The organism is Limimaricola soesokkakensis, from assembly GCF_900172345.1.
Taxonomy (GTDB): domain Bacteria; phylum Pseudomonadota; class Alphaproteobacteria; order Rhodobacterales; family Rhodobacteraceae; genus Limimaricola; species Limimaricola soesokkakensis.
In genome coordinates, this window is the sequence record NZ_FWFY01000004.1 from 237,217 (window position 1) to 253,545 (window position 16,329).

Annotated in this window: 9 protein-coding genes; 5 read left to right on the forward strand and 4 right to left on the reverse strand. The window is 69.5% G+C overall.

The features are described 5' to 3' along the window. The first annotated feature begins 9 nt into the window (after window positions 1-9). On the forward strand, window positions 10-705 hold the full coding sequence (locus LOS8367_RS08815) for a CDP-alcohol phosphatidyltransferase family protein (protein WP_085896120.1): 696 nt from the start codon (window positions 10-12) through the stop codon (window positions 703-705). Between the two features lie 12 nt (window positions 706-717). On the opposite strand, the gene LOS8367_RS08820 is transcribed toward LOS8367_RS08815, so the two are convergent. Beyond that, window positions 718-1,554, reverse strand: a complete 837-nt coding sequence (locus tag LOS8367_RS08820) for an EamA family transporter (protein WP_085896121.1) — start codon at window positions 1,552-1,554, stop codon at window positions 718-720. A gap of 118 nt (window positions 1,555-1,672) precedes the next feature. After that, the gene (gene ileS / locus LOS8367_RS08825) at window positions 1,673-4,597 is read right to left on the reverse strand and encodes an isoleucine--tRNA ligase (protein ID WP_085896122.1); all 2,925 of its coding nucleotides are present in this window, start codon (window positions 4,595-4,597) and stop codon (window positions 1,673-1,675) included. Window positions 4,598-4,841: 244 nt separating this feature from the next. Here ileS and LOS8367_RS08830 point away from each other — a divergent pair, with 244 nt between their 5' ends. Continuing rightward, window positions 4,842-5,243: a group III truncated hemoglobin gene (locus LOS8367_RS08830; RefSeq protein WP_085896123.1), complete on the forward strand. Its 402-nt coding sequence runs from the start codon at window positions 4,842-4,844 to the stop codon at window positions 5,241-5,243. Window positions 5,244-5,398: 155 nt separating this feature from the next. On the opposite strand, the gene LOS8367_RS08835 is transcribed toward LOS8367_RS08830, so the two are convergent. Together LOS8367_RS08835 and LOS8367_RS08840 are read right to left on the reverse strand one after the other, a co-directional pair. Next, window positions 5,399-6,409, reverse strand: coding sequence for a YcjF family protein (locus tag LOS8367_RS08835; protein ID WP_085896124.1), 1,011 nt, complete (start codon window positions 6,407-6,409; stop codon window positions 5,399-5,401). A gap of 10 nt (window positions 6,410-6,419) precedes the next feature. Then, entirely contained in the window at window positions 6,420-7,838 is a 1,419-nt protein-coding gene (locus tag LOS8367_RS08840; protein WP_085896125.1) for a YcjX family GTP-binding protein, read from the reverse strand. A gap of 161 nt (window positions 7,839-7,999) precedes the next feature. Here LOS8367_RS08840 and truA point away from each other — a divergent pair, with 161 nt between their 5' ends. From truA to LOS8367_RS08855, 3 genes are all read left to right on the forward strand, one after another. Continuing rightward, window positions 8,000-8,773 (forward strand): tRNA pseudouridine(38-40) synthase TruA, encoded by a 774-nt coding sequence (gene truA, locus LOS8367_RS08845; protein WP_085896126.1) that lies wholly within the window; start codon window positions 8,000-8,002, stop codon window positions 8,771-8,773. A gap of 114 nt (window positions 8,774-8,887) precedes the next feature. Then, entirely contained in the window at window positions 8,888-10,717 is a 1,830-nt protein-coding gene (locus LOS8367_RS08850; protein ID WP_085896127.1) for an autotransporter assembly complex protein TamA, read from the forward strand. Further along, window positions 10,714-16,290 (forward strand): translocation/assembly module TamB domain-containing protein, encoded by a 5,577-nt coding sequence (locus tag LOS8367_RS08855; protein WP_085896128.1) that lies wholly within the window; start codon window positions 10,714-10,716, stop codon window positions 16,288-16,290. Before LOS8367_RS08850 ends, LOS8367_RS08855 begins: the two co-directional genes overlap by 4 nt. The last annotated feature ends 39 nt before the right edge of the window (window positions 16,291-16,329 follow it).

The window sequence follows — 16,329 nt, forward strand, 5'->3', positions numbered from 1 at the left end:
AGGGACGGCATGACTGACGCACGCAAGGCCCTCGGGGTCCATCTCTTCACCGCCACAGGCGCGGTCTTCGCCATGCTCGCCATGCTGGAGGCGGTGCAGGACGACTGGAGCATGATGTTCCTGTGGCTGGTGGTGGCCTTCGCGGTGGACGGGGTCGACGGGCCGCTGGCGCGCAAATACGATGTGAAGCGCAACGCGCCGATCTTCGACGGCGTGCTGCTCGACCTGATCATCGACTATCTCACCTATGTCTTCGTCCCGGCCTTCGCGCTGTTCGAATCCGATCTGCTGCCGGGCTGGACCGGCTGGCTGGCGATCATCGTCATCACCTTCGCCTCGGCGCTCTACTTCGCCGACAGCCGCATGAAGACCAAGGACAACTCGTTCCAGGGCTTCCCCGGCTGCTGGAACATGCTGATCCTCGTGCTCTTCGCCCTCTCGCCCAATTTCTGGATCATCCTGGCGCTGGTGGTGGTGCTCGCGGTGACGATGTTCCTGCCGGTGAAGTTCATCCACCCGGTGCGTACCAAGCGCTGGCGCGCGGTGTCGCTGCCGACGGCGCTGGCCTGGACCTTCTTCGCGGGCTGGGCCGCATGGGTCGATTTCGACCCGGCGAGCTGGGCGCATTGGGGCCTTGTCGTGACCTCGGTCTACCTGCTCGGCGCCGGCGCTGCGCAGCAGCTGGTGCATGGCAAGGACGGCTGAGCGCCGTCCCGCCTAGAGCCGGGTCAGCACCACCCCGGTGACGATCAGCCCCGCCGAGATCGCCTTGCCCCGGTCCATGCGGTCGCCGAAAGCGGCCCAGCCGATCAGCACCGCGAAGAGGATCGAGGTTTCGCGCAGCGCGCTCACCAGCGCGATCGGCGCCAGCGTCATCGCCCAGACCGCGATCGCATAGGCCCCGTAGGAGGCCAGCGCCGCCAATGTCCCTTGCCCCCAGACCCGCGCCGATACGCGCAGGAGCCCCCGGCCGCGCATCGCGAAGGCGACGGGCGGAAACAGCAGCGCCTGCGCCACGAAAAGCCAGCCGACATAAGTCACCGGATCGCCCGACACCCGCGCCCCCAGACCGTCGACCAGCGTGTAGCCGGCGGTCCCGGCCGCGGCCCCCAGCGCATAGGGGATAAGCCGCCGGCTCTCGCCCGAACTCAGCGCGCCGCGCGCCATGCCCAGAATGCCAAGGCCGAGCACCAGCACCCCCGCCACCGACATCGGCTCGATCGCGTCGGACAGGAACAGCGCGCTGGCCACCAGAACCGCCATTGGCGCGGCTCCGCGCGCGATCGGGTAGACCCGGCTCAGGTCGCCATGCTCGTAAGCGAAGGCAAGGAAGGTATTGTAGGTCGCGTGGCACAGCGCCGATGCGGCGATCCAGGGCCAGACCTCGGCCACTGGCCATGGCCGGGTCAGCGCCACGGCGAGGCCCAGCGCCCCCTGCACCAGTGCCAGAATCACCATCCCGGCGACCTTGGAGGCCCCGAGCTTGATCATCGCGTTCCAGCTGGCATGCAGGAAGGCCGCGAGCATCACGGCGAGAAAGATCGGCAGGCTCATCGTGACCGGACATCAGGAATACGCATTCGCGGAACAAAGCCGCCAAGCGCGCGCCTGGCAACTTTGTTCTTCAAATACGCAAATCCGACGCCGCGGCTCGGGCGGCGCCGGATGATCGTCACGCCAGCGCCGCGTCGCAACGCGCGCAGACGCCGGGACGGGCATGCGTGCCGACATCGGGCAGGATCTTCCAGCAGCGCTGGCACTTCTCGCCCTCGGCCGCCTCGAACACAACGCCGACGCCTTCCACCTCGGGCAGGCGGAACGCCTCGGCCGGGGACGGGTCGCCGGTCAGGTAGATCGCCGAGGTGATGCACAGATCCTCGAAGCTCACGCTCTTGAGCGCGGCCAGCGCCTCGGCGTCGCGCACATGCACCACCGGCGCCGCCTCGAGCGAGGCGCCGATCACCTTGTCGCGCCGCGCCACTTCGAGCGCCGCCGTCACCACGCGGCGCACCTTGCGGATCGCCGCCCATTTCTCGGCCAGCGCCTCGTCGCGCCACGCCTGCGGCGTCTCGGGGATGTCGGTCAGATGCACCGAGGCGTCGTCGCCCGGGTTCCGCTCCAGCCAGACCTCTTCCATCGTGAAGACGAGGATCGGCGCGAGCCATGTCGTCAGACGGTGGAACAGCAGGTCGAGCACGGTGCGCGCGGCACGGCGGCGGGCGGTGTCGCCGTCGCAGTAGAGCGCGTCCTTGCGGATGTCGAAATAGAAGGCCGACAGTTCCACCGTGGCAAAGGTGAAGACCGACTGGAACACGCCCTGGAAGTCATAGGCGTCGTAGCCCTCGCGCACGGTCTGGTCGAGTTCGGCGAGCCGATGCAGCACCCAACGCTCCAGCTCGGGCATCTCGGCCGGGTCCACCCGATCGGCCTCGGTGAAGTCCGCCAGCGATCCCAGCAGGAAGCGCATGGTGTTGCGCAGCCGGCGGTAGCCGTCGGCGGTGCCCTTCAGGATCTCCGGCCCGATCCGCAGGTCGGCGGTGTAGTCCGACTGCGCCACCCATAGCCGCAGGATGTCGGCGCCGTACTGCTTGGTCACGTCGGCGGGGCTGACCGTATTGCCCAGCGACTTGGACATCTTCATGCCCTTCTCGTCGAGCGTGAAGCCATGCGTCAGCACGCCCCGATAGGGCGCGCGCCCCTTGGTGCCACAGGATTGCAGCATCGAGGAGTGGAACCAGCCGCGATGCTGGTCGGTGCCTTCGAGGTAGAGATCGGCCAGACCGTCCTCGGAGCCGTCCTCGCGGTCGCGCAGCACGAAGGCATGGGTGGAGCCGGAATCGAACCAGACGTCGAGGATGTCGAAGATCTGCTCGTAGTCATCGGGGTTCACGGCGTCGCCGAGGAAACGCTCCTTGGCGCCGTCCTTGTACCACGCATCCGCGCCCTCGGCCTCGAAGGCCTCGAGGATGCGGGCGTTAACGCCCTCGTCGCGCAGCAGGAAGTCGGGATCGGTGGGCCGGGCCCCCTTCTTGACGAAGCAGGTCAGCGGCACGCCCCAGGCGCGCTGGCGCGACAGCACCCAGTCGGGCCGCTGTTCGATCATCGAATGTAGCCGGTTGCGCCCGGTCTTCGGCGTCCAGGTCACCAGCTCGTCGATCGAGGTCAGCGCCCGCTCGCGGATGGTCTTGCCGTACTGGTCCTGGCCGTCGCCGACCTCGCGGTCGATCGCGGCAAACCATTGCGGCGTGTTGCGGAAGATCAGCGGCGCCTTGGAGCGCCAGCTATGCGGGTAGGAGTGCTTGATCTTGCCACGGGCAAAGAGCTTGCCCGACTGCGCCAGCGCGTCGATGACGGCCGCGTTGGCGTCGCCCTCCTTGCCGTTCGACTTGAGGATGCGCTTGCCGCCGAACAGCGGCAGGTCGGCGCGGAAGGAACCATCCTCCTCCACGTTGTAGGTGATGACCTCCGCCAGCATGCCCGCATCGCGGTAGAGCTCGAACTCGTCCATGCCGTGGCTCGGCGCGCAGTGCACGAAGCCGGTGCCGTCCTCGTCGGTGACGAAGGGCGCGGCGCGGAAGTCGCGCGGCTGGTCCCACTCCCCCTCGCCGCCCTCGATCCCGGCAAAGGGATGCGCGACCGACAGCCCGTCGAGCGACGGCGCATCGCCGATCCGCTCCCAGCCATCGACGCGGGCCTTGGCCAAGCAGCCCTCGGCCAGCTTGTCGGCGAGCAGCAGCTTATCGCCTTTCTTGACCCAGTTGTCCTCGGGCGCGCCGGTGATCTCGTAGACGCCGTAGGAGATGTCGGGGTGATAGACGACGCCCTTGTTCGAGGGAATGGTCCAAGGCGTGGTGGTCCAGATCACCACGTCGGCACCCTCAAGCAGCGGGTCGTCGGAGCCCAGCACCGGGAAGCGCACCCAGATCGTGAAGCTTTCCTTGTCGTGGTACTCGACCTCGGCCTCGGCCAGCGCGGTCTTCTCGATCGGCGACCACATCACCGGCTTGGAGCCTTGGTAGAGCACGCCGTTCATCAAGAATTTCTGGAATTCCTCCGCGATCACCCGCTCGGCGTGGAAGTCCATCGTCAGATAGGGCTTCTCCCACTTGCCGGTGACGCCGAGCCGCTTGAACTCTTCGCGCTGCACGTCGACCCAGCCTTCGGCGAACTTCCGGCATTCCTGCCGGAAATCGATCACGTCGACCTTGTCCTTGTCCTGGCCCTTCTTGCGGTACTGCTCCTCGATCTTCCACTCGATCGGCAGGCCGTGGCAGTCCCAGCCGGGGATGTAGCGCGCGTCGCGGCCCATCATCTGCTGCGAGCGGACCACCATGTCCTTGAGGATCTTGTTGAGCGCGTGGCCGATATGCAGGTTGCCGTTGGCATAGGGCGGGCCGTCATGAAGGGTGAAGGGCTTGCGGCCCTCCGCCTTCTCGCGCAGCCGGTCATAGACCCCGATCTGCTCCCAGCGGGCAAGCCAACCCGGCTCGCGGTTGGGCAGCCCCGCGCGCATCGGGAAATCGGTGCGCGGCAGGTTCAGGGTGTCCTTGTAGTCGAGGGTATCGGTGGCTTGGGTATCGGGCGTATCGGCGCACATCGCTGTTCGGTCCTGTCGAAGTCCGGTCGTATCGGAATGTCTGGTGAAGGGCGGCGCGGCGTCAGCTCATGCGCCTTGTCCCGGCGGCCCTGATCCTCAGAGCGCCGGGCCGGTAATTCGCGTGATATGGGCGCGAAGGGCCGTCATGGCGCCGCTTATAGGCGCGGCCGCGCGGCGGGTAAAGCGCGCCCCGGTTTCCCATGCCCGGCCTTGAGTCTATGACAGGGATCGGAAGGAGCCCGCCATGCCGGAGCCGCGTATCGAGATCATGCCGGAACAGATCGCGCGCGTCGTCGCGCGGTTCTACGAGCGCGTGCGTGCCCATCCCGGTCTCGGCCCGGTCTTCGCGCGCCACGTCACCGACTGGCCCGAGCACGAGGCGCGGATCGTGACCTTCTGGGAAAGCGCGATCCTCGGCCGCCCCGGCTATCGCGGCAGCCCGGTGACGGTGCATCGCGAGGCCCGCGACGTGCGGCCCGGCATGTTCGCGCCATGGCTAGCGCTGTTCGACATGACGCTGCGCGAGGAGCTTCCGCCCGAGACCGCCGCCGCGTGGTCGGCGCTGGCGCATCGCATCGGCCGGACGCTGCGCGCCGGCGTCACGGAGCGCGAGACCCTGCCGGGCGGCATTCCGAAGCTGCTCTAGGCGGCACGCCCCAATGGTTCGGGGAAACCCGCATCGGCAAACGAGGCGCGCTCACTGCCCCACCGAAACCGGGATAGGCGTACTCGGCTCTCTGCTCGCGCGCTCGATCACCGAAACGACGAGATGCAGTCATCAGCCAAGCTGCGCCCGGCCGGTCAGCCCTCGCGCGACCCGAACAACCCGGTCAGCGCCCGCCCCACGAGACCGGAGACCGAGGGGCGCTTGGCCGCGCGGAACGGCAGCGGCCGGCAGACCTCGATCGCGGCGACGCCCACCCGCGCCGTCAGCGCGCCGTTCACCACCCCTTCGCCGAAGCGGCGCGAGACCCGGCTCAGCACGCCGCCGCCCGCCACCGAACTGACGAGGTCGTCGCCCACTGCGACCGCTCCGGTGGCAACGAGATGGGTGAAGACCGACCGCGTCAGACGCCAGGCGCCCAGCGTGCCGGAGCGGCCGCCATAGATCTCGGCCACGCGCCGGATCATCCGCAGATTCGCGGTGAGCGCCGCGGTCACGTCGGCAAGCGCCAGAGGCACCACCGCCGTCACCGTCGCCACCTGCCGCGCCGCCGCTTCGACCTCCCGCAGCGCCATGGCGTCGAGCGGCGCCAGAAGCTCGGTCTCCGACAGCGCCAGCAACCCGTCGGCGTCGAAGACCTCTCCCTCGCGCGCCCGGATCCGCGCCAGCCCCGGCGCCAGCTCGTCGCGACCGGCATAGAGCGACAGCATCTGCGCCGAGACCGATCGCGCGAGCGACAGGTCCTGCGCGCCCAGCGCCGCGCCGGCATCCCTCTGGATGTGGTCGAGCCGCGCCAGCCGCCGGAACGCCCAGAACTCCTTTGCCGCGATCGCCAGAAGCAGCGCCAGCACCAGCGCCAGAAGCAGGCTAGCGATCATCCCCAGCATCGGGCTCGCAGCCAAAAGCCCCGCCACCCAGTTCCAAGCCGCGACCGAGAGAATGAAGCCCAGAAGCGTGGCCAGCGCCGCGAAGAACCAGCGCGCGAGCGCCGAGCGCGGCCGCGCCGCGATCACCGCCGCACGTTGCAGCGCCGCGCCCTGCGGCAGTCCCGGTTCGGGCACCGGCGGCGCGGTGGCGGGCGTCACCTCGGGCGTCGCGTCCTCTTCGAGATCGATCATCACCGGGCCGCGGCGTTTCTGGTCGCTCATGCCTGCCTCCTCACAGCCGGTCGCCCAAGAGGAACTCCGCCGCGCGGTCGAGCCGGATATGCGGTGGGCCTTCGCCGGGCTTCAGAACCATCCGCGCGGGCGCAAAGTTCATTACCGAGTAATCCCCGTCGAGCCAGCGCTCCGCCCCGGCCCGCGCGGGCGCCAGTAGCTGGGACGGATCGTCCGGCAGCGCGCCCGCATGCAGGGCCGCCTGCCGCCCGGTTTCCAGAAGCTTGCCGCGCACCACGTCGATCATCTCGCCGCCATGGCTGATCCGGTCCTCGACCGTGGTCCTCAGCGCGGCGATCGCCATCGCCTGGGTCTTGGCTCCGGCGAAATCGGCACGGTCGCGCGCGTCGCGCAACAGCGCCTCGGTGATCGCGGCGAGCTTGGCATGCTCGGAATGGTGCAGGTGATCGGCCTTGGTCGCGGCGAACAGGATGCGGTCGATGCGCCGGCCCTGAAAAATGCGGCTCAGAAACGCGTTCCGGCCCGGGCGGAAGGCCCGCAGGATGTCGGCCATCGCGGCGCGCAGATCCTCGACCGCCTGCGGGCCGGCATGGATCGCCGAAAGCACGTCGACCAGCACCACTTGCCTGTCGATCCGGGCGAAGTGGTCGCGGAAGAACGGCTTCACCACCTCGCGCTTGTAGGCTTCGTATCGCCGCTCCATCTCGCGCTTCAGGCTGCCCTTGCCGCCCGGCGTGCCGGGCAGTGGCGCGAAGGTCAGCACCGGCGAACCTTCGAGATCGCCGGGCAGCAGGAACCGCCCCGGCGTGCAATCCGAATAGCCCGCCTCGCGCGCGGCGTTGAGATATTCGGTAAAGGCCCGAGCCAGCGCCTTGGCGCGCGGCTCCTCGAACGGCGCCTCGGCCTCTGCTGCGGTCACCGCCGCGAGCAGCGCCGCCGCCTGCGGCATCGCCGCCGCCCGCCGCTCGGCCCGGCCCAGCGCCTCGCGCGTCCATTGCGCGTAATCCTTTTCGAGAAGCCCGAGATCGAGCAGCCATTCGCCCGGGTAATCGACGATGTCGAGATGGACTGTCCGTGGCCCCTGCACCCCTGCCAGCAACCCGCCCTGCTGGACCCGCAGGCTGAGCCGCAGTTCGCTCACCCGTCGCGTGCCCTCGGGCCAGCTGGGCTCGGGGCCCATGAGTTGCGCCATGTGCCCCTCATAGTCGAACCGCGCCACAGTGTCGTCGGGCTGCGGGCGCAGCACCGCGCCCTGAATGCGCGGTCCGGCGGCGAATTGCGGCATCCGGCCACGATCCATCAGGTTCGCGACCAACGAGGTGATAAACACCGTCTTGCCGGCCCGCGACAGCCCGGTGACGCCGAGCCGGATCACCGGATCGGTGAATGGCGAGACCAGCCGGTCCGCCACCCCCTCGACGCCGCGCGTGAATCCTTGCGTGATCGCCCCGATGACCAATGTGCCGCTCCCTGCCCGCCATTCGCCGCGAAGATAGGCATACCCACTCGGAATGCACAGGGGCGCACCCCGCGCCAGCCACGGATTTGCGTATTTGGAGAAAGATGAAAGGGGCCTGCGCGCGCTTGCCAAGCGGTGGCGCCGGGGCTACCCGCAGCGCCATGCCACGCTATGCCCTCAAGGTCGAATATCACGGCGCGCCCTTTTCCGGCTGGCAGCGCCAGTCCGAACACCCCTCCGTGCAGGGTGCGATCGAGGCCGCGCTCGGAAAGCTGGAGCGACGCCCGCACACCATCGCCGCCGCCGGGCGCACCGATGCCGGTGTGCATGGGCTGGGTCAGGTCGCGCATTGCGATCTCGAGAAGGACTGGGACCCGTTCCGCCTGTCCGAGGCGCTGAACTTTCACCTCAAGCCCGATCCGGTGGCGATCACCGCCTGTGCCGTGGTGCCGGAGGATTTCCATGCACGGTTCTCGGCCACGTGGCGGCAATACCTGTTCCGCCTCGTGACGCGCCGCGCGCCTCTGACACATGACAAGGGCCTCGCCTGGCAGGTGCCGCACCCGCTGGACGCGGAAGCCATGCAGGCGGGCGCGGACCGGCTCGTCGGGCGGCACGACTTCACCACCTTCCGCTCGTCGATCTGCCAAGCCAACTCGGCGCTGCGCACGCTGGACCGCCTCGATATCAAGGCGGTCGAGGGGCCCTCGGGCCCCGAGATCCGGTTTCATGTGAAAGCCCGCTCCTTCCTGCACAATCAGGTGCGCAGCTTCGTCGGCACGTTGGAGCGGGTCGGCGCCGGTGCCTGGAGCCCGGATGACGTCACGGCGGCACTCGAGGCGCGCGACCGCGCCGCCTGCGGCCCGGTCTGTCCGCCACACGGGCTCTACCTCGCCGCCGTAGGATACGAGCCGGATCCCTTCGATCACAATTGATCATGGGCCGGGAACGGGCTGTTGCCTCCCGGTCTCGATAGGATAGCAATAGGGCCAAGGCCCGGCCCAGACCGCGCCACGAATAAAGAGCGGTTCGCCGGGAGGACATCGAAGTTGCGCCATATCGCCGTGTTGACCGGCCTGTCGGTTCTCGCCCTGTCGACATCCGCCGCGCTGGGCCAAGATGTCCGTTTCGAGATCGACGTCGCCGATGACGAACTCGAAAGCGTGCTGGAGAATTCCTCGCTGCTAGTGGCGCTCAAGGATGACGAGAACCCGACCCCGCAGGATTACGTCGCCGCCGCCCGGGCCGATTACCGGCGGCTGCTGACCGGGCTTTATTCCCAAGGCTATTTCGGCGGCACGATCTCGATTCTCGTCAATGGCGAGGAGGCGGCGGCCCTCGCGCCGCTCGACGCGCCGGCGCGGATCGACGACATCGCGATCCGGGTGAGCCAGGGGCCGCGCTTCACCTTCGGTCGCACCGAGATCGCGCCGCTCGCCCCCGACACCGAGCTGCCCGAAAGCTTTGCCACCGGCGAGACCGCGCGCGCCGAATCGGTGCGGGCCGCCGCGCGCGCCGGGGTCGAGGCATGGGAGGCGGTGGGCTTCGCCAAGGCGGAGGTCGCGGATCAGGAGATCGTCGCCGACCACGTGACCGAGCGGCTCGACGCCGCCGTGCGCCTGGCGCCGGGGCCGCGGCTGCGTTTCGGTGCGCTCACCGTGACCGGCAACGAGGATGTGCGCGAGGAGCGGATCCGCGCCATCGCCGACCTGCCGACGGGCCGGGTCTACGATCCCGAGGATCTCGATTTCGCCGCGACCCGGCTGCGCCGCACCGGCGCCTTCGATTCGGTGGCCTTCATCGAGAGCGAGGAGATCGGCCCGGACAACACCCTGCCCTTCGAGCTGACGGTGACCGAGGCGCTGCCGCGGCGGATCGGCTTCGGCGCCGAGGTCTCCACTGTCGAGGGCCTGGGCCTCTCGGCCTTCTGGATGCACCGCAACCTTCTGGGCGGGGCCGAACGGCTGCGCATCGAGGGCGAGATCTCGGGCATCGAGGGCGAGGTGCCCGGCGTCACCGGCTCGGGCGGCGCCGATTACCGGCTCGGCGCCAGCTTCAACCGTCCCGCCACGTTCCGTGCCGATGTCGACCTCTTTGCCGAGGCCGAGCTCAAGCGCGAGGACGAGATCGACTACCTGCTCGACCAGTTCAGCGCCGAGATCGGCCTGTCGCGCTATGTCAACGAGACGCTGACCTACTCCGGTGCCATCGGCATCCTGACCGCGCGCGAGGAAACCGATGCGCGGGTTCGCGACTATACGCTGCTGACCCTGCCGCTCGACGCGACGCTGGATCGGCGCGACGCCGCGCTCGATGCCCAGAACGGCTATTTCGTCGATGTCGAGGTGACCCCCTTTCTCGGCGTGACCGGCAGCGATGACGGGCTCCGGCTCTATGTCGACACGCGCGCCTATCGCAGCTTCGGCGAGACCGAGCGGCTGACGCTGGCCGCGCGCGGCCAGCTCGGCTCGGTGCTGCTCTCGAGCCTCGAGGACAGCCCCGCCGATTACCTGTTCTACTCGGGCGGCGGCGGCACCGTGCGCGGCCATGACTACCAGTCGCTCGGCGTCACCTACACGCGCGATTTCGGCGACGGCCCGGTCGAGGTCAGCTCGGGGGGCAAGAGCTTTGCCGGCGCCCAACTCGAGGCGAGGTTCGACGTGACCGAGAAGATCGGCGCCGTGGGATTCTACGACATCGGCTATGTCGAGGCCGACGCCCTGCCGGATGGCGAGGGCGACTTCCAGGCCGGTGCCGGGGCGGGCATTCGCTATGCAACGCCGATCGGGCCGGTGCGGCTCGACCTCGCGACGCCGGTCACCGGCGACGACGCCTATCAGAGCGTCCATGTCTATATCGGAATAGGACAGTCGTTTTGAAACAGCTCTCCCGCGCCGCCGCCATCACCATCGCCACCGTCGCGCCGACCATGCTCCCCGCGCAGGAGGAGCAGGCCGATCGCGACCGCGGCTTTCTCACCGGGCTGATCGAGGACAACCTCTCGGGCGCCGGTCGCGAAGTGATCATCACCGGCTTTCAGGGCGCGCTCAGCTCCGCCGCCTCGATCGAGGTGATGACCATCGCCGACGAGGAGGGCGTCTGGCTCAGGGCCGAGAACCTCGTGCTCGATTGGAATCGCTCGGCGCTGCTGCGCGGCAGGCTCGAGGTCGAGGAACTTTCGGCCGAGCTGATCGAGCTGACCCGGCCGCCAGTGGCCGGTGCCGAAGAGGCGCCCGCGGCCGAGGCTTCGCCATTCTCGCTGCCCGAACTGCCGGTCTCGATCCGGCTCGACGATCTCTCGATCGACCGGCTGGTGCTGGGCGAGGCGTTTCTCGACGAGGAAGTCGCGCTCACAGTGCAGGGCTCGGCGCAGCTTGCGGGCGGCGAGGGCGAGGCGCAACTGACCGCCGAGCGGCTGGGCGAGAAAACCGGCCGCTTCGAACTCTCGGGCAGCTATTCCAATGACAGCCGCCTCTTGGACCTGACGCTGGCGCTGGAAGAGGCCGAGAACGGCATCGCCGCGAGGGCGCTCGACCTGCCCGGCCGCCCTTCGGTGGCGCTCAGGGTCGAGGGCGCGGGGCCGATCGACGATTTCGACGCGGCGATCTCGCTGGCCACCGACGGGCAGCCGCGGATCAGCGGCGATTTCGCGCTCGACCGGGGCGAAACGCCCGAGGGTGGCACCGCGCCGCTGGCCTTCTCGCTCGACGTGGATGGCGACGTGACGCCGCTGATCGCGCCCGACTATGCCGAGTTCTTCGGCCCCGATGTCGGGCTCGCCGTAACCGGATCGCGCGGCGCCGATGGCGCGCTGGCGCTGTCGCGGCTTTCGATCGAGGCGCAGGCACTCACGCTCGACGGCTCGGCCCGAATCGGCGCCGATGGCTGGCCCGAGAGCTTCGATCTCAATGGCAGCATCGGCAGCGAGGATGGCGGCCCGGTCGTCCTGCCCGTGGCCGGTGGCGAGACCCGGATCGGCGGCGCGGACCTGGCGCTGCAATTCGACGCCAGTACCGGCGACCAATGGGTGATCGACCTGACCGCCCGCGATTTCGCGCGTCCCGGGCTGACGATCCCGCAATTCACAGTGCAGGGCGGCGGCGTGATCGTGCGCGAAAGCGACGCCGCGCCGAGCCTGTTCACCGCCGATATCGACTACACCGCGCGCGGGCTGCAATTCGACGACGAGGATCTCGCCGAGGCGCTGGGCGAGCAGATCGCAGGCGAAATCGTGCTCGAACGCGACGGCGAAGGCCCGGTTACTATCGACCGCGTCACGCTCGACGGGCCGGGCATCGCGCTCAATGCCACCGGCACCGTCGCCGGCTCCGAGAACGGCTTCGAAACCAGCTCGACCGTGGAGCTTGCCGCCGAGCGGCTGGAGCGGTTCTCGGGCCTCACCGGTCTCGATTTGGCCGGTGCCGCCGATCTCGACATCGACAGCACGATCCGCCCGCTCGACGGGATCTTCGACGTAACCCTGTCGGGGACCACGCAGGACCTCGCGCTCGGGCTCGAGCCGCTCGACCCCTATATCGGCGGCGCGGGCGAGATCGCGCTCCGGGCCGCGCGGGACGAGACCGGCACCCGGGTCGAGAATCTGGCGATCACCACGCCTGAGTTGACCGCCACCGCCGAGGCCGACATCACCTCCGGCGCCTCCGAGGCCCGCTTTGACATCTCGGTCGAGAATGCGGGCCTCGCGCTCGACGGGGTCGAGGGCCCCGCGACCCTCACCGGCACCGCCTCGCGCGATGCGGCCGGCGTGACCCGCGCCGACGTGGTGGCCGAACTGCCCAATGGCCGTGCCGTGATCGACGCGACCCAGGCCCCCGAGGAGGAAGGCGGGCAGGTCACGCTCGACATGACCGCCGACCTGCGCGACATCGCGCCCTTCTCCTCGATCGCGGGCCGCGATCTCTCCGGTGCGGCGGTCTTCTCGACCGAGGGCACGCTCGCGCCCGACGCCTCGACCTTCGACCTCGTGATCGACGCCGAGACCACCGATCTCGTCACCGGCGTCGCCCAAGCCGACCCGCTGCTGCGGGGACAGGCGACGCTGTCGGGCCGCGCCCTGCGCTCGGGCCCAGAGAGTTTCCGCGTCGAGAATCTCGACATGACCTCGCAGAGCCTCCGGGCCTCAGGGCGCGCCGAGCTGAACGGCGGCACCGCGACCTTCGACATCGATGCGGCTGCATCCGATCTCGGCCCGGTGGGCGAGGCGGTTGAGATGCCGCTCTCGGGCGCGATCGACATCTCGGCGGCGGGCTCGATGCAGACCGATCTCTCCGAGGCCGACATCACGCTCAACGCCAGCGCCACCGATCTTGTCACCGGCATCGAGCAGGCCGACCCGCTGCTGCGTGGCCGGGTCGAGATCGCCGGCCACGCGGTCCGCACCGGCGAGATGGCCTTCTCGGTCGAGGATCTCGTGCTCTCGGCCCCTTGGATCCGGGCCAGTGGCGACGCGGCCCTCGACGGCACCACCGCGACATTCGATATCGAGGCCGAGGCCTCGGACCTCGCACCTTTAGGCGAAGCGCTCGACCGGCCGATCTCCGGCGCCGCACGGCTCTATGCGGCCGGCACGGCCGAGACCGACGGCTCCGCCGCCGACCTCACGCTCGACGCCGTGACCACCGATCTCGTCACCGGCATCGCCCAAGCCGATCCGTTGCTTCAAGGCCGCGTCGCGCTTTCGGGCCAAGCCACCCGCACCGGGCCGGACAGTTTCTCGGTCGAGGATCTGAAGCTCGACGGCCCCGTCCTTGCCGCGGCGGGCCGCGCCGAGGTGGTCGAGGGGCTGGCCGAATTCGACCTCGACCTCGACGCGCGCGATCTCTCCGCCGTGGGCGAGGCGGTGGACCGTCCGCTTGCAGGCGAAGCACAGCTCAGCGCGCAAGGCTCCACCGCGCTTGACGCCTCGACCTTCGACGTGACCCTCGACGGCCGCGCCACCAACCTCTCGACCGGCACGGCGGAGGCGGACGAGCTGTTCGGCGGCGAACTGACGCTCTCGGGCCACGCGGTGCGCACCGGCCCCGAGGACCTGCTGGTCGAGGACCTGCGCGTCGCCTCCGAGGGCCTCAACGTCACGGGCTCTGCCACGATCGAGAACGGCACGGGCGATTTCGATCTCGACATCGACATCGACGACCTCGCCCCCATCGGCACTCTGGCGGGCCGCCCCCTCTCGGGCGCGGTCGACCTCAGGGCCAACGGCACCGCGAGCGCCGACCTGTCACGCTTCGACGTGACGCTCGACGGCACGACCTCGAACGTGACCACCGGCATCGATCAGCTCGACCCGCTGCTCGCAGGCGAGACGGTGCTCGACGCGCAGGTGATCCGTTCCGGCCCGCAGGACTTCGCCCTGCCCCGCTTCACGCTGGTGAACCCACAGATCCGCGCCATGGGCGAGGCCACCGTGACCGACGGGCTGCCCACCGGCGATGTGGATATCGAGCTGACCGAGATCGCGCCCTTCGCGCCGGGCCTGTCGGGCCCCGCCACCCTCTCGGCCAATGCATCGGGCGACGCCGCGGGCGGCATCGATTTCGACGTGACCGGCCGCGCTCAGGGCACCGACATCGCCGCCACGGGCCGCGTCGCGCCGGAGGCGCAGGGCCGCCGGATCACCTTCAGCGCCGCGACCGAGGTCGCGTCGCTCGCCCCCTTCTCGCAGCTCGCGGGACGCCCCTTGGGCGGCAGCGTCGATCTCGACGCCGCGGGCAGCGTGATGCCGGATCTCTCGGCCTTCGACGTCACCATCGACGGCCAGGCCGCCAATCTCGACATCGGCGTCGAGGCGGCCGCGCGGCTGCTCGACGGCACCGGCTCGATCGATGCCCGACTGAGCCGCGACGCCCCGGGCGAGATCGCGGTGCAGGATCTCGACATCAGCTTCCCGGCCTTTTCGGTGCAGGCCGATGCCACCGGATCGGGCAGCAATCAGAGCGCCAGCTTCGAGGCGCGGCTGAACGATATCGGCCTCTTCACCCCCGATTTCTCGGGGCCCGTCACGGCCTCGGGCACGGCCGCGCGCAACGCGGCAGGCGATCTCGATCTGGACGTCTCGGCCACCGGGCCGGGCGGCACCTCGGCGGATGTCTCGGGGCGCTACCTCTCTAACGGCACGCTCGATCTCGACGTGACGGGCGAGGCGCAGCTCGGCCTCGTCAACGACCTGATCGAGCCGCGCCGTCTCGACGGCACCGCGCGCTTCGACCTCTCGGTCGAGGGGCCCCCTGCCCTTTCCTCGGTCACCGGCACCATCTCCACCGCCGGTGCCGAGCTCGCGGTACCGACCGTGGGCCTCACGGTGCAGGACATCGACACCACCATCCGCCTTTCAGGCGATCGGGCAGAGCTGTCGCTCGCCGCGGCTCTGGAAAAGGGCGGCCGGATCGGCGTCTCCGGTCCCGTCGCACTGGCCGGCGGCTTCGACGCCGATCTGGTCATCACGCTGGACGATCTGGAACTGCGCGACCCCGAACTCTACCAGACCACCGCCGACGGGCGGCTGAGCATCACCGGCCCGCTGGCGGGCGGGGCGCTGATCTCCGGGCTGGTCGCCTTGGGCGAGACCGAGATCCAGGTGCCGTCATCCGGCATCGGCGCCCTGGGCGACCTGCCGGAGGTGCGTCACGTCAACGCGCCGCAGGAGGTGCAGCGCACGCTGACGCGGGCCGGGCTGAGCATCGCCGGGGTCGAGATCGGCGAAAGCGCGGCCGAGGTCGATGGGCCCTCCGGCCCGGGCTACGGGCTCGACGTGACCATCAGCGCGCCGTCGCGCATCTTCATCCGCGGCCGTGGCCTCGACGCCGAGCTAGGCGGCGAATTGGAGATAAGCGGCACCACCAACCAGGTGATCCCCGTGGGCGAGTTCGAACTGATCCGCGGCCGGCTCGACATCCTGCAGCAGCGCTTCGAGCTCGACGAGGGCGGTGCTTATCTGCAAGGCGATTTCAGCCCCTTCATCCGGCTGGTGGCCACCACCGAGGCCGCGACCGGCACGCAGGTGCGGATCATCATCGAAGGCCCGGCGAGCGAGCCCGAGGTGCGGTTCGAATCGACGCCCGACCTGCCGCAGGACGAGGTGCTGGCCCAGCTCATCTTCGGGCGCGACATCACCTCGCTCTCGCCGCTGCAGGCGGTGCAGCTCGCGGCGGCCGTGGGCACGCTGGCGGGCACCGGCGGCGGCGGGCTGATCGATGATTTCCGGGCCGATACCGGCCTCGACGATCTCGACATCACCACCGACGACGAGGGCAATGCCGCCGTGCGCGCCGGCAAGTACCTCTCCGAGAACGTCTATACCGATGTCACCGTCGGCACCGACCAGACCTCGATCAACCTCAACCTCGACGTGACCGACGACATCACGGCGCAGGGCCGTGTCAGCAGCGATGGCGAGACCTCGCTCGGGATCTTCTTCGAGCGCGACTACTGAGGCGGATTCCCGCCGCGCGTGCGCGGCGGGGCTCACGCC

Bases quoted from the DNA above. Each gene is read 5' to 3' on its own strand.
- LOS8367_RS08830 (WP_085896123.1), top strand. From the start codon at position 4,842: ATGCCGGAGCCGCGTATCGAGATCATGCCGGAACAGATCGCGCGCGTC.
- ileS (WP_085896122.1), bottom strand. From the start codon at position 4,597: ATGTGCGCCGATACGCCCGATACCCAAGCCACCGATACCCTCGACTAC.
- LOS8367_RS08820 (WP_085896121.1), bottom strand. From the start codon at position 1,554: ATGAGCCTGCCGATCTTTCTCGCCGTGATGCTCGCGGCCTTCCTGCAT.
- LOS8367_RS08815 (WP_085896120.1), top strand. From the start codon at position 10: ATGACTGACGCACGCAAGGCCCTCGGGGTCCATCTCTTCACCGCCACA.
- truA (WP_085896126.1), top strand. From the start codon at position 8,000: ATGCCACGCTATGCCCTCAAGGTCGAATATCACGGCGCGCCCTTTTCC.
- LOS8367_RS08835 (WP_085896124.1), bottom strand. From the start codon at position 6,409: ATGAGCGACCAGAAACGCCGCGGCCCGGTGATGATCGATCTCGAAGAG.